Origin of the sequence: Gilliamella apicola (assembly GCF_003202655.1) — a bacterium.
Lineage (GTDB): Bacteria > Pseudomonadota > Gammaproteobacteria > Enterobacterales > Orbaceae > Gilliamella > Gilliamella apicola_R.
The window spans coordinates 1-18,480 of record NZ_QGLR01000012.1 but is presented as its reverse complement, the minus strand read 5'-3'; the positions used below and the strand labels follow the sequence as shown (position 1 = coordinate 18,480).

The following is an 18,480-nucleotide window of genomic DNA, read 5'->3' as shown; positions in this document are numbered from 1 at the left end:
AAATAGATTCTTTAAAATCTAAAATTAAATGTTTAAGTTAATTTCACTAATAATTTTTTTAATAATATCTTTATTAATTATGTTTTCATTTTTAAAACCTAAATTTTATATCAAATCTTATAAGGAAGATTATCACTCTTTAAACCTAACTATCTATTCTCAATCTGAAGAGTGTGGTTTTATTAATATAAATGATGAAAATATTATATTTCAATATTCATCAAGATTAGTTGGAAAAAAAGGTTTAATTAATATAAGAGATGCTAAACTATATTTTAATAAAGATACGTTTATGATTAAAAATCAAAAAGATAAAATTATTTTTTCTCTTCAATGTAATGAAGAAATATATAATAAAGCTGTAAACTATTTTAATATAAAAAAAGAGAGAGTAAATGATGCCAAAAATAAATCTAAACGAGATTTATTTCTGGAAAACTAAAAAATAAGCTAAAAATATTTAGACTATGCAAAAATATTTAAGATTATTAGAAGAAATAGCAAACGAATGGGATATATTCTATCAGAATCTCAATGCAACTTATGAAGATAATGTTAAAGAAAAACAAAAAATAAAAATTATAATTGAGCAATTTTATAATGATAATTCTTTAACACAAGAAGATAAAAATGAGTTATTAGTTAAATTTATAAATTTTTTAACAAAATACTCAGGTTGTGCTGAAGATTTAGAAATATCTGAAAATCTACTTGGTTCTTTAGAAAGTATGAAAATAATAGATCAAAAATATTTTGATTTATTTTATGCTAATACTTCGACTAATAGGTGGATGTAGTTATTTATTATTTGTTGGTAAAACCAATGTGATAATAAATTTTCAATATAAAATAACAAGCCAACTTTTATAAGTTGGCTTGTTGTTTTTTAAGCATTGAATCAAGCTTACGATGAAACAGGCAAGCTTATTTGACAAGTAGAGTTTGATATTTATCTAGAATACGGGAAGATAGCTTTAACAATAAGCATTTCTAACTTTTTAGGCTGTTTGGTCAGTATGAGGATGAGGATGAGGAACTTAGAGGACGCTATTGTAACCGTTTCCGATATTACGAAAGTAATTCAGGAGCTTATATAAGCAAAGACCCTATCGGACTTGTTGGGAATATATTTCAAACAGGAAAAAGTCTTGATACATTTAATGAAAATAGTGTATCTTTTGAAAATGTTAAGATTGAAGGTAAATAATCAAATTTTATAATAATGATTACAGCTGAAGAACAACAGTTAATCTATAAGTTGCTAACTAATAAAATAGATTTGGATAAATTTTATAGTGAATATTCTATAGATTTAAGACAAAGTATCGATTATTTTTACTTAAATTTATTGGATTCGATTGCTAGAGAGAATGTTGAGCAAGTAGAAGTAAGCTTAGATATTATAGAGTATTTATATGATGAAGAATATATAAATAAGAATATTGATAAGGTTTATAAGCAATTAATTGATAAAATATGGGTACCTTATTACCTATTAGAAAGAATTTTAGATTCATTAGAGGTATGTAAGGGTAATATTAAATATTATCTAAAAATATTGCATATTAATAAATTTCAAGAACAGGATACTGAAAATATAGAAACATTTATGGTTCCAATCTGGAAAAAATGTCTTTGGAATTTATATAAAGTAGGTATCAATAATGAGATATTAGGTATCTTAAAGCAATATTTCGATTCTCCTTATGAAGAATTAAATAATACAGCTAAAACTCTAATACAAAAAACTGAATTTAATCCGCTTCAATAATTCATTTGATTTTCTAGTTCATTATTTAAAATGAGTTAGTGTATTTCTTTAAAAAAATCTGTAATATCATCAATTTGAACAATCCAATCTTTTTAGATATTTTTTAACAGCTCCACCCTTTAACCCTATTTGAATAGATTTATAATCTAAATTCTCCAGTTTAATACTTTTTTCAGGATCCCACTGAATACGAACAACTGTATTGTTCAATTTCCCTTTTTAATTTTCATAAGTTTTATAAATATGCTTTTTAAAAATAAATAAACAGACATTTTCCAAAGCCTATTAAAACCTTCTCGTTTTATTTTAATTGCTAATATATGTTCTTGTTCTTTCTCCTCAGCACATCCAGATCTGTACATCATCGATAAAAAGAAGGTTTAATCCAAGTCATTCTTTCAACTTTAAAGGGAGGTACAAAAGTTTGAGCCTTTACAGCAGGTAAAGCAATTTCTTTTCTCTATGCTTGATATACCGTTATTGTTTCTTTATAAAACAACTCTTATTTCTTTATCTTTAATAGAATACAAATATAAATAAAATTCAACTTTTTGAGTTGGCTTTATTGTTTTTTTAAGCATTCAGCTTATCTAAGAGTTCGAGTTCGTCCTCGGGAATAAGAGAACGCATGAGTTGTAGAAGGCATTAGTCAACGCTCAAACTCGGTTTCGATGCTTGCGCTCCAGCTTGGCTAACGCTTGGTTAATCTCGCGCTCTTCACGTGTTTTGCTTCTCCTCATCCGCTGTTTCTTCGTCTGCTGGCGCATCTGCTAAAGCTTCTGTTTTTTGCTTGTAGACTGGTGCATCGTGTCACGGCGACGAAGTTTATTTGAAAACAAGAAAACCACCCGTGACGCCGTTCACGGGCGGTTTATCCGCCAACTCCCGAAAGCATCCTCTATAAACTATTAAAAATACGACTAATCTTTTTATTTTATTTGTAAGAAAAAATTTATCTTTGATTATATAATTAGTTATTGATATAAACACCTAAACTAACTTAAGATCAATTATGCATATTAAAATATCAATTATAAATTAAAAGCATTTAACTTTATGACAGCTATTATCTATAAGCTGGCTATAAAATTTATGACTATATATTCTTAAATTTATATTTATAATTCAAATATCCATTTATTAAAATCACTTTATCAAAATTAACAAACTAGCGAGTAAAATACTTCAATTTACTTATATGTCTCACTCTACGTTTAAGCTTACCTATTTTAAGTTCTTCAAACATAACTTCATCAATATTTAGCACTCTACAATGTTTTGTATAATCTTTAAAGTTTATTTTAGATGGGCTAGATTTAAAATATTTATAAGTATCTAATGGGCAAAAAAGAGTGTATGAAGATAAATTGAAAAATTTTTCTCCTCTTAAAAGATAAAAATTACTATCTTCATCTAAATCCTTAAGCTCCCAAATTGGATCATAAAAAATATTTTTCGCAAAATCATTTTTATTCAAAATAGCTACATAAGGGGTTCTATCTATAATTAAGTATTGTTCAAATATATTATGAAAAAGGTTATTATAAAAAATAGCTAAAACAAACGAAATAACTAAGATTAAAAAAGCTATACAACTTAGAATTATTTTATATGAATTATAGAACATGTAATATATAATTGCAGGAAGATATAAAACAATTAGCAATATAGCATAAATCAATGTAAGCCAAAGAAAAATCCCAAGCAAACCCCAAAGCGAACTCTCATTAGATGATTCAAATTTAGCACCCGTGATATGCAAGAAAAACCACCTAATTAGTAAAAATGAAAAATACGCGGAAAAAAAATTAATAAAAACTAATTTATTATGAATTTTTATCCCATATCTAATATAAAAGTAACCTTTTGAATAAAGCAAATACACCAAAGCGGAAACAACTAAGGTTATATACATATTGAAACAGATTATCGCTAGTAAAAAAATTGATATAGTAATAACAAAAAAATGTAGAATAATTAGTACTATAATTTGTTCTATAAATGCCCGTTTACTTGAAAAAACAAAAGGTAAATCTTCACTAATAAGAATTTTAGGAAAAAATACAAACATAAAACTCGGGACGGCGCTTAAATAAACAATAGAGAACATACAGATATAAAAGACAATAAGAGGCATAAAGGTAGCTTGATTACCAAAAGCGATTTGTTGGAAAACATCAGTTCGATCTATACTACTCAAAAAACACCATACTAAAACCAACCCTAAAAAAGGGGTTAATATTGTGAATAAAAACTTAATGAATTTGAATAAATTTTCCTCATAAAATTTCAGTTTTTTTCTTTTTTGTCTTGAATATAATTTTTTAACCATCTTAATCCTAGTTAGTTTTGAGTATTAGAAACCGATATATTTTATAAAAAATTAAGTTAAGATTAATTTTTTTATAAAAAATGCTAGACCTTTCACTAAAAAATCAATATAAACTAAAGTCTAGTATTTTAATTGCTGATAAATAAATCTAAATGTAGAATATTTCACCAGTCCATTAAAGTCAAAAAATATTAAAAAAAATATCAATTATAAAAAACATTAATTAAAAAAATACCTTTTTACATGACTTTTCTTTCCTTATCAGGTAACAAACTTTAGTACCAATAATTTGATGTTAATTTTATTGAGGTTGTGAACTTACATTAATCACTAATTTAGCCATAGCTTAACTATGTTAAATGTATTTGCTAAAAATCGTTTGTACCACTTTTGGGGTACAACAATTAAGTGTTATGGTTTTTATATGTATCTATCAGTTTTAACTCTTGGTCAGCTATTCTTTTCTTCTAATTATCAATTCGTGCAAATTTTAAGATCATTGGCCCCATTTGCAGTTTTTTATTTTGACCATTAAACGCAATAATTTGGAGGCATATTGATGACTGATTAGGATGAAAAAACGTTAATTTTTACCTTACTGTTAAGGATATTGCACAACTTGCGTAGGCTCATTATTTTCTCATCAACAAAAAGGAATCATCGCAATATGAGCAAAGATCCTATAGGACTTGGTAGGAATAACCCCAATTTATATGTGTATGTCTTCGACTCGAATACCGAGGTTGCCTGTTCGGGTTGGAAAATTGTGGGTTATCTGGTAAAAAAGTGGAAGGGAGTGCATATTGAGATGATATGCCGGATAGAGTTTCTTCAATTTGGACTCGCCGTCAATGGAATGTTGCGGTTAATCATAGAGATACTAAACCTAGAGTAGGTGGTGTTTATGCTAGGATAAGCCTACAAACAGCTTATAAAGAAATTACATGTTACCTTCCATTAGGGGATAAGGTTTTAGTAACAAAAGAATTTTCATTAGAGAATGTATTAGATTTAATAGATCCAAATGTTAGGAATAAACTTAATGTATCTTTAGATGATATTATAGCCCTAAGCGGTAATTATGATGTTACTCAAAACTTGGAGATTTTGCAAAATCTAACGGTTTTGCTGGATACTAGCGCCTTCTGCACAAGATATTGCAGGTAATAATATTATAATATTTAATGGATTATAAATTATGTATGAATTAGAAAAATACTATATAGGAGATAAATGGGAAAGTTTTGTTCATTCATTTGAAGATATATGGAATAAGAATTATTTAGATGAAAAAAAGATAAATTTATTAACTTTATTAAACAATCATACTGATCTAGCTAAAGTTGTGTATGGTAAAATTGGCAAAAATTATGAAGAATGGTTAAATTATAAAGCCCCTGTATTAGATTATTTAACTCCACTGGAATGTCTTAAATCAAAAGACTTAATTAATAGATTAAGAGAAAGTTTAATGAGAATGCCTTAAAAAAGAAGAATCCAAATCAAAAAGTAGGATTTTTTGTTTATTTAACTGTCCAACTTATCCAATAGTTCCTGTTCGTCCTCGGGAATAAGGATTTTAATAAGGCTAAAGTCTTATGACTGTTGGTAAGTTCGTTACATTGGCATGCTCAAAGCCGTACGCAATCCTAAAGGCCAATTGATTCCCTTTGCTTATGATGCTTTAAGAAGAACGGCTAAACTGTTAATTCAAAAATTTATTCCTTCTTTGAGGGCATAATGTTCTATTACCTAATAGAGCTATGAGCTAAGTGAGCGATCTTAAATTCTACCTGATGATTTAGGATTACTTATTTTGGATAAATCTGAATAAATCCATAATGTTACTACTTGATTGTATGCAGATGGAAGTTTCGCGGCGACTGCTAAAAATTTAGGATGAAAACAGCTACTTTATTCTATCTGATTATTTTGAAAGACCCGATCAGGTTTACGATAAATAAGGAAAGCTTGTTTGCAGGTAGTGTTTGATATTTATGGTAGGATCTGGGAAGATAGCTTTCACAATAAACATTTCTAACCTTTCAGGCAGCTTGGTCATTATGAGGATGAGGAACTAGCAGGACTCTATTGTGACAGTTTCAGATACTACGCCGCAAATACTGGGTTTTATTTGCGGAAAGAGCCCGTCGGGTTATAGGGTAATAAGTCTAGTTTTACAGAAGCTTTACAAGATGCAAAAGTTACCTGTACACAAGATATGAATTATGGATAAAGTAACATTTTTACTCAATGAATATTTTCTTTTCGGAAAAGAAAAGTTTCAAAATCGAGAAGAAATTAAAAAAGTTCATATTGAAGATCAATATGAAAAAGATAATCAAGGGAATGTATATAAACATATCAAATATTTAGAATTTTTATTAAAAGAAGAAGTTTTAAATGAGAAAGATATTGATCTTTTAGATATAGAGATTTCATATAGAGAATATGATAATCAAAGAATAGAAATAAAAGGGCAGTTTTATACATCAGATGGAAATATTTTTGAAGAGTTTCATATAATTAGTAATCTGGAAAACATATTAAATGAAACCAAAAATTTTATTGAAAAGTGCTATATAAAGTATAATGAGATAATTAAAAACTACACAATTTTAAAATAGGCGATCTACTTTAGACAGCTTTTTTATCTCTACTTTAGGCAATCGGAAAGTTTAATTATAGAAATTAAAATACTCAATACCACATAACAAGATTGGTTAGGGTTAAAAAACTTTTCTGTCACTATAGCCCCGAAACCGGCACCAACATCGCTAAAGCCCCCATCCGACTTACTAGTAACAATCTGATTTAGCTATAGTTACGTGACAATATAAAACTTAATAGTATGCGTGGAGACTTCCAGTATTTTAATACCGCGCTTGAAACTACCTTGATGATGGAGGGGGGACATTCTCTATGCTGTTATCTGCACGGCAAGGCTTTTTCGAGTTGGCTTGCAAGTAGCTGGATGTTACACTAATATCATCCGTCCAATATCAATAAACATTCAAAGACAATTTACGCCAAATATAGCAATAAATCGAAAGGGCTATTCGCTGTTTCGTTATTGTCGCGACAGACTTTAAAGCCTTTGGTAAAGGTAAAGTTAAAAAAAGCAGAACATGGCGCAAACCACAGTAAGCTATTAATGTGGATACTGACGAAGCTATTAGTACGCAAGCCCGTTTTGTTAATGTTGGCGATAATGAAGTGCAAAGTCTTGTTGGAGCCAATCATAATGAAAGTAGGGAACACGTTGGGTAATGTGGCATCTAAAATCGCAGTAAAACTATACTCACCACTCTATGCTACTGCAATATGCGATTTGTTTCATTCGACTATTCATGCTATTGATACCGATATTTATAGCAAAGCAGAGCAAGAAGCATGGAGCCCAACACCTCCAGATTATCAGATGTGGTTAAAACGTTTAGATAACACTCAGCCTTGGATGGCTATCTTTGGCTCACGCCTTGCTGGGTTTATTGAACTTAAAGATGATGGTTACATAGACTGTTTTTACGTGCATCCTGACTTTCAAAAGCGTGGCGTAGCAAGAAAACTCTATGACCATATACTTGACTTGGCCCACCAGAAAAATTTTTCACAATTAACTGTAGATGCTTCAAAAGTGGCCATGCCAGTTTTCCAAAAATGGGGTTTTAAAATAAAACGGACTAACAAAATATACAGAAAAAATCAGGTACTGATAAATTACCATATGTATAAACCACTTTAATTTTTATTGCGGCCTTTGTACAGTAAAACTCCACTCAAACTAAATTTCTAACTGCACTTTTTTGAGGTATTTGGGCTTATATTTAAACCTAAATACCTCTAGATAAGTGACTATTTATTGCCATTTCCCTGTTTTAAGGCAACTTTTCTGCTGTACAGATCCCCCTTGTTTGATATCAAAGTTCATTAAGCTGCCTAGAAGATGTGCTTGGATTTGTTCAGTTAATGACGTTTTAAATTAAACCGTATTTACGAAAGCAAAGAATAAGTAAAAAACCTTATGAAGATAGCAGAAAAAGAGATACACATCTGGTTTACCTATCATGAAAAAATAAATCCCGATTTTTCTTTGACCAACTACGGTCACATAGTTTTAATACGGCCACATAGTTTTAATACGGCCACATAGTTTTAATACGCCCACATAGTTTTAATACGTCCACATAGTTTTAAAACACCTACCTAGTTTTAATGCCGGTTTACCACCGGCCATTGCTGCGCAAGCTAAATTGGTGTACGAAAATACTTGACCACTACAAGTCCATTTGAAAAATTAGTAAACCAACAGTGACTCCGTTCACGGGCGGTTTATCCGCCAACTCCCGAAAGTATCCCCTTTAAACTACTAAAAATAAGACTAATCTTTTTATTTAGAAGAAAAAATTTATCTTTGATTCTATAAAAAGGCACCTGGTTTTTGATTGTACTCCTATCTTTCTGTTTCAACTGGAATATACTTGCAGCTAAAAATAAACACCGTGCGAAAAAAAAGGCTATGCTAATTTAAACCACAATCGTTTCTGATATTAAAAATGCTCAAAGCCGTACGCAATTTTAAAGGCCAATTGATTGGTTTTGTGTAATGATACTTTAGAGAGAAGAACTGTTTTTATACCGTTTCGCGGTATATCCTGATTTCAATGATAATGCTTTCATTACGTTAGCCACATCACGACGCGATACGATTATGCCTTGATTTGACAACGCTTTTCGTATTCTTCGCGTACCATAAGATTGATAGCTATGATTAAAAAATAAATTGAATCTTTTGTGCATACTTTAAAACTTTTTCTTAAGGCATGTTTGGCACTGATAATAAAAGTAATGCCTTGCTATAGCTAAACATCGACCCAACCAACTTAATCAATGGTGATGTTGATTTGATGGTATTACTGCGATTTTCGTGCCATTATCAGTGTGGCTTGCTAGAAGATATCGTTTTCCATCAATAACCGTTTGTTCTCTTTGCGCTGGGTGAGTAACTCATTATCTTCAGTACTTCGATTATCTTTAGTTTGGCATGAACCTATTGTGGAGTATTGTGTTGGTCATCTCTCTAATGCTGATGGCTAACACAATTCTGTAAAACTAATTCACTGCGGGTTTTACCTTATTGATATAGCGTTACCCCTTAAATTTGCTGTATGAAAACATGTCGACATTCCATACTTCAAAAGCCGACTTAAATCCCCTTTTTCTGTTCTCTCCTAGGATAAAAAAATTCGTTGATGTATTTTAATCTTAATCAAAATAGCCATTCTATTAATGATTTTTTGTGAAAAACTCGTTATAGTTTTCTTGGATTTTTCTAAAAATCCTATTAATAATTTTGTATAAATTTTCTAAATACATTGGTAGTTAATATCCCTAAAAATCAGTTAAAAAGCATAAGTAAGTTTTCGTTGTTAATATAAATATAATATAAGGAAAAATTATGAAAAAAGGATTATTAGTCATATTATCACTCTTATTTTCTTTTGCCGGGTATGCAAATCAATGCAGTAAATATTGGCATAAGGAAAATTATAAAAAAGCGTTTACTCCCTGTAAAAAAGTGGCTGAACAAGGTAATGCTGAAGCCCAATATTATTTAGCGTATATGTATGATGAAGGTTACGGTACAAAGCAGGATAAACAAAAAGCGTTTTATTGGTATACAAAAGCCGCAGAACAAGGATTTGCTGAAGCACAACATAATTTAGCGTATATGTATGATGAAGGAGATGGCATAGAACAAGATAAGCAAAAAGCAATATATTGGTATACAAAAGCCGCAGAGCAAGGTAACTCTATTGCCCAAAACAATTTAGGGATAAAGAATTATTTCGGTGAAGGTACAGCGCAAGATAAAGTTAAAGCTGTATATTGGTATACAAAATCGGCAGAACAAGGATTTGCTAACGCCCAAAATAGTTTAGGAATTATGTATGATAATGGTGATGGCATAGAACAAGATAAGCAAAAGGCGTTTTATTGGTATACAAAATCGGCTGAACAAGGATTTGCTAAGGGACAACATAATTTAGCGGTTATGTATGATGAAGGAGATGGAATAGAACAAGATAAACAAAAAGCGTTTTATTGGTATACAAAATCGGCAGAACAAGGATTTGCTAACGCCCAATACAATTTAGCGATTATGTATTATAAAGGAGCAGGTATAGAGCAGGATAAACAAAAGACGTTTTATTGGTATACAAAATCGGCAGAACAAGGATTTGCTGACGCACAACATAATTTAGCGGTTATGTATTATTTAGGAGAAAGCACAGATCTAGATAACCAAAAGGCGTTTTATTGGTATACAAAAGCCGCAGAACAAGGATTAGCGAACGCTCAATATACTTTAGCGATTATGTATTATGAAGGAACACGTATAGAGCAGGATAACCAAAAGGCGTTTTATTGGTTTACAAAATCGGCAGAACAAGGTGATGCTGATGCCCAATATTATTTAGGAAATATGTATTATAATGGAGAAGGCATAGAGCTAGATAAGCGAAAGGCGTTTTATTGGTATACAAAAGCCACAGAACAAGGATTAGCTGAGGCACAATACAATTTAGCGATTATGTATTATTTAGGAGAAGGCACAGAGCTAGATAACCAAAAGGCGTTTTATTGGTATACAAAATCGGCAGAACAAGGATTTGCTGATGCCCAATACAATTTAGCGTTTATGTATTATGAAGGTGAAGGTACACAGAGGGATAAAATTAAAGCTGCATATTGGTATACAAAAGCGGCGGAACAAGGTGATGCTCAAGCACAATATCGTTTAGCGGTTATGCATGATAAAGGTGATGGTATTGAGCAAAATAGATCCTTAGCGAAAAAGTATTACCAACAAGCCTGCGATGGAGATTATCAAAAGGCTTGTAGTAAATTAAAGCAACTAACAGAATAATTAAATTATTTCAAAAAAACACCTTAAATCACCATTTTTCACAACAAGCACTCAACGAGTGCTTGTTCTGTTCTCTCCCCAAGATAAAAATGAGTTAATGTATTTTTAATCTTAATCAAAATATCTATTCTATTAATGATTTTTTCTGAAAAACTCGTTATAGTTTCCTTGGATTGTTTTATAACAATCCTATTAATAATTCTGTATAAATTTTATAAATGCATCGATAGTTAATATCCCTAAACTAACATTTAAAAATTATAAGTAAGTTTTCGTTGTTAATATTAATATAACATAAGGAGAATCATGAAAAAGTCATTATTAAACATATTATCACGCTTATTTCCTTTTGCCGGGAATGCAAATAAACGCAGCAAATATTTGCATAAGGAAAATTACGAAAAAGCTTTTACTTCTTTTAAGGAAAAAGCAGAACAAGGTGATTCAGAAGCACAACACAATTTAGGGGTTATGTATAATAAAGGTGATGGCATAGAGCAAGATAAGCAAAAAGCGTTTTATTGGTTTTCAAAAGCCGCGGAGCAGGGTTATGCTGAAACTCAATATAATTTAGGGATTATGTATGATGAAGGTGATGGCATAGAGCAAGATAAACAAAAAGCGTTTTATTGGTTTTCAAAAGCAGCAAAACAAGGAGTATCTAAGGCGCAATATAATTTAGCAATAATGTATTATCAAGGTGAAGGCACAGCGCAAGATAAAGATAAAGCAATATATTGGTTTACAAAAGCGGCAGAACAAGATATTGCTATGGCCCAATATAATTTAGCGATTATATATGGTAAAGGTGATGATACAGAACAAGATAAAGTTAAGGCAGTATATTGGTGTACAAAAGCTGCGGAGCAAGGTTACCCCTATGCACAATCTAATTTAGGGGTTATGTATGATAAAGGTCACGGCATAGAACAAGATAAGCAAAAGGCGTTTTATTGGTTTACAAAAGCGGCAGAGCAAGATATTGCTATCGCCCAATATAATTTAGCGTTTATGTATTATGAAGGTAATGGCGTAGAACAAGATAAACAAAAGGCGGTATATTGGTTTACAAAAGCGGCGGAGCAGGGTGATTCTGACGCCCAATACAATTTAGCGGTTATGTATGATAAAGGAGATGGTGTTAAGCAAAATAAATCTTTAGCTAAAAAGTATTACCAACTAGCTTATGAAGGGAATCATGAAATGTTTGTAGTAAATTTAAGCAACTAACAGAATAATTAAATTATTCCAAAAAACACCTTAAATCACCATTTTTCACAACAAGCACTCAACGAGTGCTTGTTCTGTTTTTTCCCCAAGATAAAAATGAGTTAATGTATTTTTAATCTTAATCAAAATAGCCATTCTATTAATGATTTTTTGTGAAAAACTCGTTATAGTTTTCTTGGATTTTTCTAAAAATCCTATTAATAATTTTGTATAAATTTTCTAAATACATTGATAGTTAATATCCCTAAAAAACAGTTAAAAAGCATAAGTAAGTTTTCGTTGTTAATATAAATATAATATAAGGAAAAAATATGAAAAAAGGATTATTAGTCATATTATCACTCTTATTTTCTTTTGCTGGGTATGCAAATCAATGCAGTAAATATTGGCATAAGGAAAATTATAAAAAAGCCTTTACTCCCTGTAAAAAAGTGGCTGAACAAGGTAATGCTGAAGCCCAATATTATTTAGCGTATATGTATGATGAAGGTTATGGTACAAAGCAGGATAAACAAAAAGCGTTTTATTGGTATACAAAAGCCGCAGAACAAGGATTAGCGAATGCTCAATATACTTTAGCGATTATGTATTATGAAGGAACACGTATAGAGCAGGATAACCAAAAGGCGTTTTATTGGTTTACAAAATCGGCAGAACAAGGATTTGCTAACGCCCAATACAATTTAGCGATTATGTATTATAAAGGAGCAGGTATAGAGCAGGATAAACAAAAGACGTTTTATTGGTATACAAAATCGGCAGAACAAGGATTTGCTGACGCACAACATAATTTAGCGGTTATGTATTATTTAGGAGAAGGCACAGAGCTAGATAACCAAAAGGCGTTTTATTGGTATACAAAAGCCGCAGAGCAAGGATTTGCTGAAGCACAACATAATTTAGCGTATATGTATGATGAAGGAGATGGAATAGAACAAGATAAGCAAAAAGCGTTTTATTTGTATACAAAAGCCGCAGAGCAAGGATTGGCTAAGGCACAACATAATTTAGCGGTTATGTATTATAAAGAAAGAGGTACAGAGCAGGATAAACAAAAGGCGTTTTATTGGTATACAAAATCGGCAGAACAAGGATTTGCTGAGGCCCAAAACAATTTAGGAACTATGTATGGTGAAGGAGAAGGTATAGAACAAGATAAGCAAAAGGCGTTATATTGGTTTACAAAAGCGGCGGAACAAGGTGGTGCTGAAGCCCAATATAATTTAGCGGTTATGTATTATTTAGGAGAAGGCACAGAGCTAGATAACCAAAAGGCGTTATATTGGTTTACAAAAGCGGCAGAGCAAGATATTGCTATCGCCCAATATAATTTAGCGTTTATGTATTATGAAGGTGAAGGTACACTGAAGGATAAAATTAAAGCTGCATATTGGTATACAAAAGCGGCGGGCAAGGTAATGCTGAAGCACAATATCGTTTAGCGGTTATGCATGATAAAGGTGATGGTATAGAGCAAAATAGATCCTTAGCGAAAAAGTATTACCAACAAGCCTGCGATGGAGATTCTCAAGAGGCTTGTAGTAAATTAAAGCAACTAACAGAATAATTAAATTATTTCAAAAAAACACCTTAAATCACCATTTTTCACAGCAAGCACTCAACGAGTGCTTGTTCTGTTCTCTCCCCAGGATCTAAAAAGCGTTGATGTATTTTTAATTTGGCTCAAAATAGCCATTCTATTAATGATTTTTTGTGAAAAACTCGTTATAGTTTACTTGGATTTTTTATAAAAATCCTAATAATAATTTTGTATAAATTTTATAAATACATTGGTAGTTAATATCCCTAAAAATCAGTTAAAAAGTATAAGTAACTTTTTGTTGTTAATAAAAATATAATATAAGGAAGAATTATGAAAAAAGGATTATTAGTCATATTATCACTCTTATTTTCTTTTGCTGGGTATGCAAATCAATGCAGTAAATATTGGTATGAGAACAATTATGAAAAAGCCTTTACCTACTGTAAAGAAGATGCAGAGCAAGGTGATGCTCAAGGCCAATATCATTTAGCGTTTATGTATGATGAAGGTTTTGGTACAAAGCAGGATAAACAAAAGGCGTTTTATTTTTATACTAAATCAGCAAAACAAGATAATCCTTATGCCCAGTATAGTTTAGCGATTATGTATGATGAAGGAGATGGAATAGAACAAGATAAGCAAAAAGCAATATATTGGTATACAAAAGCGGCAGAGCAAGATTTGAGTGTCGCCCAATATGAATTAGCGGTTAAGTATGATAAAGGTGATGGCTTAGAACAAGATAAACAAAAAGCTGTATATTGGTATACAAAATTAGCGGAACAAGGTAATGTTGGGGTACAATATAGTTTAGCGGTTATGTATGATAAAGGTGATGGTATAGAGCAAGATAAACAAAAGGCGTTTTATTGGTATACAAAATCGGCAGAACAAGGTGGGCTTAGGGCGCAAAACAATTTAGCCGTTATGTATGATAATGGTGATGGCATAGAACAAGATAAGCAAAAGGCGTTATATTGGTTTACAAAAGCGGCGGAACAAGGTGATGCTGAAGCCCAATATAATTTAGCGGTTATGTATGATAAAGGTAATGGTATTGAGCAAAATAAATCTTTAGCGAAAAAGTATTACCAACTAGCTTGTGAATGGTCTCATAAAAATGCTTGTAGTAAATTAAAGCAACTAACAGAATAATTAAATTATTCCCAAAAACACCTTAAATCACCATTTTTCACAGCAAGCACTCAACGAGTGCTTGTTCTGTTCTCTCACCAAGATCAAAAATGCGTTGATGCGTTTTCAATTTGGATCCAAATAGCCATTCTATTAATGATTTTTTCTGAAAAACTCGTTATAGTTTTCTTAGATTTTTTATAAAAATCCTAATAATAATTCTGCATAAATTATTATAAATACATTGATAGTTAATATCCCTAAAAAACAGTTAAAAAGTATAAGTAAGTTTTTGTTGTTAATATAAATATAATATAAGGAAAATCATGAAAAAAGGATTTTTAGTCATCTTATCACTCTTATTTTCTTTTGCAGGGTATGCAAATCAATGCAATGAATATTGGCATAAGGAAAACTATGAAAAAGCCTTTACCTCCTGTAAAGAAGAAGCAGAGCAAGGTAATGCTGAAGCCCAATATTATTTAGCGTATATGTATTATAACGGTGAAGGTGTAGAAAAAGATGAACAAGAGGCTGTATATTGGTCTACAAAAGCGGCAGAGCAAGGTAACGCCGAAGCCCAATATTATTTAGTGTATATGTATTATAACGGTGAAGGTGAAGAAGTAGATGAACAAGAGGCTGCATATTGGTCTACAAAAGCGGCAGAGCAAGGTAATACTGATGCCCAATATTATTTAGCGTATATGTATTATAGCGGTGATGGCTTAGAACAAGATAAGCAAAAGGCGTTTTATTGGTATACAAAAGCAGCGGAGCAGGGTGATTACCTCGCGAAATACAATTTAGCCAATATGTATTATAAAGGTGATGGCATAGAGCAAGATAAGCAAAAGGCGTTTTATTGGTTTACAAAATCAGCTGAGCAAGATAATGCTGACGCCCAATATCATTTAGCGCTTATGTATAATGACGGCGATGGCGTAGAGCAAGATAAACAAAAAACGTTATATTGGTATACAAAAGCAGCCGAGCAAGGCGTCTACCGCGCGAGATACAATTTAGCCGATATGTATTTTAAAGGTGATGGCATAGAGCAAGATAAGCAAAAGGCGTTTTATTGGTATACAAAATCGGCAGAGCAAGGTAATGCTGACGCCCAATATAATTTAGCGCTTATGTATAGTGACGGCGATGGCGTAGAGCAAGATAAACAAAAGGCGTATTATTGGTATAAAAAAGCAGCGTATAAAGGTAACCTCATTGCACAAAACAATTTAGGACTTATGTATGATAAAGGTGATGGCATAGAGCAAAATAAAAAGCGGGCGGTATATTGGTATAAAGAATCGGCAGAAAAAGGTAATGCTGATGCTCAATATAATTTAGCGGTTAAATATGATTATGGTAATGGCGTTGAGCAAGATAAACCTTTAGCTAAAAAGTATTACCAACTAGCTTGTGAAGGGTATTCACAAGAGGCTTGTAATAGATTAAAGAAAATAAAAGAAAATCAATGCAATGAGTATTGGTATAAGGAGGATTTTGAAAATTTTGAAAAAGCTTTTACTCCCTGTAAAGTAGAAGCAGAGCAAGGTAATGCTGAGGCCCAATATTTTTTAGCATATATGTATGATGAAGGCGAAGGCATAGACCAAGATAAACAAAAAGCGTTTTATTGGTATAAAAAATCGGCGGAGCAAGGTAATGCCAATGCACAAAAAAATTTAGGGAACATGTATTATTTCGGTAATGGCACTGAGCAAGATGAGCAAAAAGCGTTATATTGGTATACAAAAATAGCAGAACAAGGTGATGCTGAAGCCAAATATAATTTAGCGGTCACTTATGATAGAGGTGAAGGCATAGAGCAAGATAAGCAAAAGGCGTTATATTGGTATACAAAAGCAGCAGAACAAGGTGATGTTAACGCCCAATATAATTTAGCCGTTATGTATGATAAAGGTAATGGTATTGAGCAAAATAGATCCTTAGCGAAAAAGTATTACCAACAAGCTTGTGAATGGTATCATAAAAATGCTTGTAGTAAATTAAAGCAACTAACAGAATAATTAAATTATTCCAAAAAACACCTTAAATCACTATTTTTCACAACAAGCACTCAACGAGTGCTTGTTCTGTTCTCTCCCCAAGAACAAAAATGCCTTGATGTATTTTTAATTTGGATCAAAAAAGCCATTCAATTAATGATTTTTTCTGAAAAACTCGTTATAGTTTCCTCGGATTTTTTTATAAAAATTCTATTAATAAATTTGTATAAATTTTCTAAATACATTGGTAGTTAATATCCCTAAACTAACATTTAAAAATGTATAAGTAAGTTTTCGTTGTTATATAAATATAGTATAAGGAAAATCATGAAAAAAGGATTATTAGTCATATTATCACTCTTATTTTCTTTTGCCGTGTATGCAAATCAATGCAGTGAATATTGGTATAAGGAAAATTATGAAAAAGCCTTTACCTCCTGTAAAGAAGAAGCAGAGCAAGGTAATGCTGAAGCCCAATATTTTTTAGCAAGTATGTATGATAAAGGTGATGGTGTTGAGCAAGATAAACAAAAGGCGTTTTATTGGTATACAAAAGCATCAGAACAAGGTAATACTAAAGCCCAATATAATTTAGCGGTTACGTTTGATGAAGGAGATGGCATAGAGAAAGATAAACAAAAAGCTGTATATTGGTATACAAAAGCGGCGGAGCAGGGTGATTCTGATGCCCAATATAATTTAGCTCTTATGTATGATCAAGGTGATGGTATAGAGCAAGATTACCAAAAGGCGTTTTATTGGTATACAAAGGCAGCAAAACAAGGTGATGCTAGCGCCCAAAATAATTTAGGCTTTATGTATGATAATGGTGAAGGCATAAAGCAAGATAAGCAAAAGGCGATTTATTGGTATACAAAAGCGGCGGAGCAGGGTGATGCTGATGGCCAAAATAATTTAGCTGTTATGTATGATGAAGGTGATGGTATAAAGCAAGATAAGCAAAAGGCGCTTTATTGGTATAAAAAATCGGCGAAGCAAGGTAACTCCATTGCACAAAACAATTTAGGAGATCTGTATTATAACGGTGATGGTATAGAACAAGATAACCAAAAGGCAGTATATTGGTATACAAAAGCAGCAAAACAAGGATTATCTGAAGCCCAATATAATTTAGCGATTATGTATGATGAAGGAGATGGCATAGAGAAAGATAAGCAAAAGGCAGTATATTGGTATACAAAAGCAGCAGAACAAGGATTATCTGAAGCCCAATACAATTTAGCGCTTTTGTATGATAAAGGTGATGGTGTTGAGCAAAATAGAACCTTAGCACAAAACTATTACCAACAAGCCTGCGATGGAGATTCTCAAGAGGCTTGTAGCAAATTAAAGCAACTAACAGAATAATTAAATTATTTAAAAAAACGCTTTAAATCACCATTTTTCACAAAAAAGCACTCAATGAGTGCTTTTTCTTTTTTTCCCACAGAACAATAATGCCTTGATGCATTTTTAATTTGGCTCAAAATAGCCATTCTATTAATGATTTTTTATGAAAAACTCGTT

General features: G+C 31.5%; 18 protein-coding genes and 1 pseudogene. 15 read left to right on the top strand and 4 right to left on the bottom strand.

Annotated elements, in window-relative coordinates; translation table 11 throughout:
- Positions 1 to 28 precede the first annotated feature (28 nt).
- The 4 genes from DKK70_RS09830 (at position 29) to DKK70_RS09815 (ending at position 1,771) form a co-directional block, all read left to right on the top strand.
- Positions 29 to 442 (top strand): hypothetical protein, encoded by a 414-nt coding sequence (locus DKK70_RS09830; RefSeq protein ID WP_110433846.1) that lies wholly within the window; start codon positions 29 to 31, stop codon positions 440 to 442.
- 25 nt (positions 443 to 467) lie between these two features.
- Positions 468 to 797, top strand: coding sequence for a hypothetical protein (locus tag DKK70_RS09825; RefSeq protein ID WP_110433845.1), 330 nt, complete (start codon positions 468 to 470; stop codon positions 795 to 797).
- 206 nt (positions 798 to 1,003) lie between these two features.
- Positions 1,004 to 1,207 (top strand): hypothetical protein, encoded by a 204-nt coding sequence (locus DKK70_RS17590; RefSeq protein ID WP_110434104.1) that lies wholly within the window; start codon positions 1,004 to 1,006, stop codon positions 1,205 to 1,207.
- A 15-nt stretch (positions 1,208 to 1,222) separates the two neighbouring features.
- Positions 1,223 to 1,771 (top strand): hypothetical protein, encoded by a 549-nt coding sequence (locus tag DKK70_RS09815; protein ID WP_110433844.1) that lies wholly within the window; start codon positions 1,223 to 1,225, stop codon positions 1,769 to 1,771.
- A 69-nt stretch (positions 1,772 to 1,840) separates the two neighbouring features.
- Here the strand turns inward: DKK70_RS09815 and DKK70_RS17585 are convergent, their stop codons facing one another.
- The 3 genes and pseudogenes from DKK70_RS17585 to DKK70_RS09800 all read right to left on the bottom strand — a co-directional run bounded on the left by DKK70_RS17585 (position 1,841) and on the right by DKK70_RS09800 (position 4,103).
- The gene (locus DKK70_RS17585; protein WP_146210865.1) at positions 1,841 to 1,981 is read right to left on the bottom strand and encodes a DUF4291 family protein; all 141 of its coding nucleotides are present in this window, start codon (positions 1,979 to 1,981) and stop codon (positions 1,841 to 1,843) included.
- Positions 1,978 to 2,222: pseudogene (locus DKK70_RS17580) on the bottom strand (DUF4291 family protein). Before DKK70_RS17580 ends, DKK70_RS17585 begins: the two are co-directional and overlap by 4 nt.
- 717 nt (positions 2,223 to 2,939) lie before the next feature.
- The gene (locus DKK70_RS09800) at positions 2,940 to 4,103 is read right to left on the bottom strand and encodes a hypothetical protein (protein WP_110433843.1); all 1,164 of its coding nucleotides are present in this window, start codon (positions 4,101 to 4,103) and stop codon (positions 2,940 to 2,942) included.
- A gap of 813 nt (positions 4,104 to 4,916) precedes the next feature.
- Here DKK70_RS09800 and DKK70_RS09795 point away from each other — a divergent pair.
- From DKK70_RS09795 to DKK70_RS09780, 4 genes are all read left to right on the top strand, one after another.
- A complete protein-coding gene (locus DKK70_RS09795) occupies positions 4,917 to 5,270 on the top strand; it encodes a hypothetical protein (RefSeq protein WP_110433842.1) in 354 nt (117 codons plus the stop codon).
- 31 nt (positions 5,271 to 5,301) lie between these two features.
- The gene (locus DKK70_RS09790) at positions 5,302 to 5,589 is read left to right on the top strand and encodes a hypothetical protein (RefSeq protein WP_110433841.1); all 288 of its coding nucleotides are present in this window, start codon (positions 5,302 to 5,304) and stop codon (positions 5,587 to 5,589) included.
- 742 nt (positions 5,590 to 6,331) lie between these two features.
- Positions 6,332 to 6,730 carry a hypothetical protein gene (locus tag DKK70_RS09785; RefSeq protein WP_110433840.1) on the top strand — a complete coding sequence of 133 codons (399 nt, stop codon included), beginning with the start codon at positions 6,332 to 6,334 and terminating at the stop codon, positions 6,728 to 6,730.
- Between the two features lie 617 nt (positions 6,731 to 7,347).
- Complete coding sequence (locus tag DKK70_RS09780; protein ID WP_110433839.1) at positions 7,348 to 7,848, top strand: GNAT family N-acetyltransferase; 501 nt, start codon at positions 7,348 to 7,350, stop codon at positions 7,846 to 7,848.
- 869 nt (positions 7,849 to 8,717) lie between these two features.
- Here the strand turns inward: DKK70_RS09780 and DKK70_RS09775 are convergent.
- Positions 8,718 to 8,903, bottom strand: coding sequence for an IS3 family transposase (locus DKK70_RS09775; RefSeq protein ID WP_110433838.1), 186 nt, complete (start codon positions 8,901 to 8,903; stop codon positions 8,718 to 8,720).
- A gap of 658 nt (positions 8,904 to 9,561) precedes the next feature.
- Here DKK70_RS09775 and DKK70_RS09770 point away from each other — a divergent pair.
- The 7 genes from DKK70_RS09770 to DKK70_RS09740 all read left to right on the top strand — a co-directional run bounded on the left by DKK70_RS09770 (position 9,562) and on the right by DKK70_RS09740 (position 18,321).
- Entirely contained in the window at positions 9,562 to 11,034 is a 1,473-nt protein-coding gene (locus tag DKK70_RS09770) for a tetratricopeptide repeat protein (RefSeq protein ID WP_110433837.1), read from the top strand.
- A 306-nt stretch (positions 11,035 to 11,340) separates the two neighbouring features.
- Positions 11,341 to 12,264 carry a tetratricopeptide repeat protein gene (locus tag DKK70_RS09765; protein WP_110433836.1) on the top strand — a complete coding sequence of 308 codons (924 nt, stop codon included), beginning with the start codon at positions 11,341 to 11,343 and terminating at the stop codon, positions 12,262 to 12,264.
- A 311-nt stretch (positions 12,265 to 12,575) separates the two neighbouring features.
- Complete coding sequence (locus tag DKK70_RS09760; protein ID WP_110433835.1) at positions 12,576 to 13,706, top strand: SEL1-like repeat protein; 1,131 nt, start codon at positions 12,576 to 12,578, stop codon at positions 13,704 to 13,706.
- Complete coding sequence (locus DKK70_RS09755) at positions 13,655 to 13,831, top strand: SEL1-like repeat protein (RefSeq protein WP_146210863.1); 177 nt, start codon at positions 13,655 to 13,657, stop codon at positions 13,829 to 13,831. Before DKK70_RS09760 ends, DKK70_RS09755 begins: the two co-directional genes overlap by 52 nt.
- A gap of 306 nt (positions 13,832 to 14,137) precedes the next feature.
- Positions 14,138 to 14,962, top strand: coding sequence for a tetratricopeptide repeat protein (locus DKK70_RS09750; protein WP_110433833.1), 825 nt, complete (start codon positions 14,138 to 14,140; stop codon positions 14,960 to 14,962).
- 305 nt (positions 14,963 to 15,267) lie between these two features.
- A complete protein-coding gene (locus tag DKK70_RS09745) occupies positions 15,268 to 16,974 on the top strand; it encodes a tetratricopeptide repeat protein (protein ID WP_110433832.1) in 1,707 nt (568 codons plus the stop codon).
- 306 nt (positions 16,975 to 17,280) lie between these two features.
- Positions 17,281 to 18,321 carry an SEL1-like repeat protein gene (locus DKK70_RS09740; protein ID WP_110433831.1) on the top strand — a complete coding sequence of 347 codons (1,041 nt, stop codon included), beginning with the start codon at positions 17,281 to 17,283 and terminating at the stop codon, positions 18,319 to 18,321.
- Positions 18,322 to 18,480 lie beyond the last annotated feature (159 nt).

What these genes read in the sequence shown, in the direction of transcription:
- DKK70_RS09785 (WP_110433840.1), top strand. Translation starts at nt 6,332, where the DNA reads ATGGATAAAGTAACATTTTTACTCAATGAATATTTTCTTTTCGGAAAA.
- DKK70_RS09765 (WP_110433836.1), top strand. Translation starts at nt 11,341, where the DNA reads ATGAAAAAGTCATTATTAAACATATTATCACGCTTATTTCCTTTTGCC.
- DKK70_RS09795 (WP_110433842.1), top strand. Translation starts at nt 4,917, where the DNA reads ATGCCGGATAGAGTTTCTTCAATTTGGACTCGCCGTCAATGGAATGTT.
- DKK70_RS09790 (WP_110433841.1), top strand. Translation starts at nt 5,302, where the DNA reads ATGTATGAATTAGAAAAATACTATATAGGAGATAAATGGGAAAGTTTT.
- DKK70_RS09750 (WP_110433833.1), top strand. Translation starts at nt 14,138, where the DNA reads ATGAAAAAAGGATTATTAGTCATATTATCACTCTTATTTTCTTTTGCT.
- DKK70_RS09760 (WP_110433835.1), top strand. Translation starts at nt 12,576, where the DNA reads ATGAAAAAAGGATTATTAGTCATATTATCACTCTTATTTTCTTTTGCT.
- DKK70_RS09815 (WP_110433844.1), top strand. Translation starts at nt 1,223, where the DNA reads ATGATTACAGCTGAAGAACAACAGTTAATCTATAAGTTGCTAACTAAT.
- DKK70_RS09745 (WP_110433832.1), top strand. Translation starts at nt 15,268, where the DNA reads ATGAAAAAAGGATTTTTAGTCATCTTATCACTCTTATTTTCTTTTGCA.
- DKK70_RS09775 (WP_110433838.1), bottom strand. Translation starts at nt 8,903, where the DNA reads ATGCACAAAAGATTCAATTTATTTTTTAATCATAGCTATCAATCTTAT.
- DKK70_RS09740 (WP_110433831.1), top strand. Translation starts at nt 17,281, where the DNA reads ATGAAAAAAGGATTATTAGTCATATTATCACTCTTATTTTCTTTTGCC.
- DKK70_RS09830 (WP_110433846.1), top strand. Translation starts at nt 29, where the DNA reads ATGTTTAAGTTAATTTCACTAATAATTTTTTTAATAATATCTTTATTA.
- DKK70_RS09780 (WP_110433839.1), top strand. Translation starts at nt 7,348, where the DNA reads ATGAAAGTAGGGAACACGTTGGGTAATGTGGCATCTAAAATCGCAGTA.
- DKK70_RS09825 (WP_110433845.1), top strand. Translation starts at nt 468, where the DNA reads ATGCAAAAATATTTAAGATTATTAGAAGAAATAGCAAACGAATGGGAT.
- DKK70_RS09770 (WP_110433837.1), top strand. Translation starts at nt 9,562, where the DNA reads ATGAAAAAAGGATTATTAGTCATATTATCACTCTTATTTTCTTTTGCC.
- DKK70_RS09800 (WP_110433843.1), bottom strand. Translation starts at nt 4,103, where the DNA reads ATGGTTAAAAAATTATATTCAAGACAAAAAAGAAAAAAACTGAAATTT.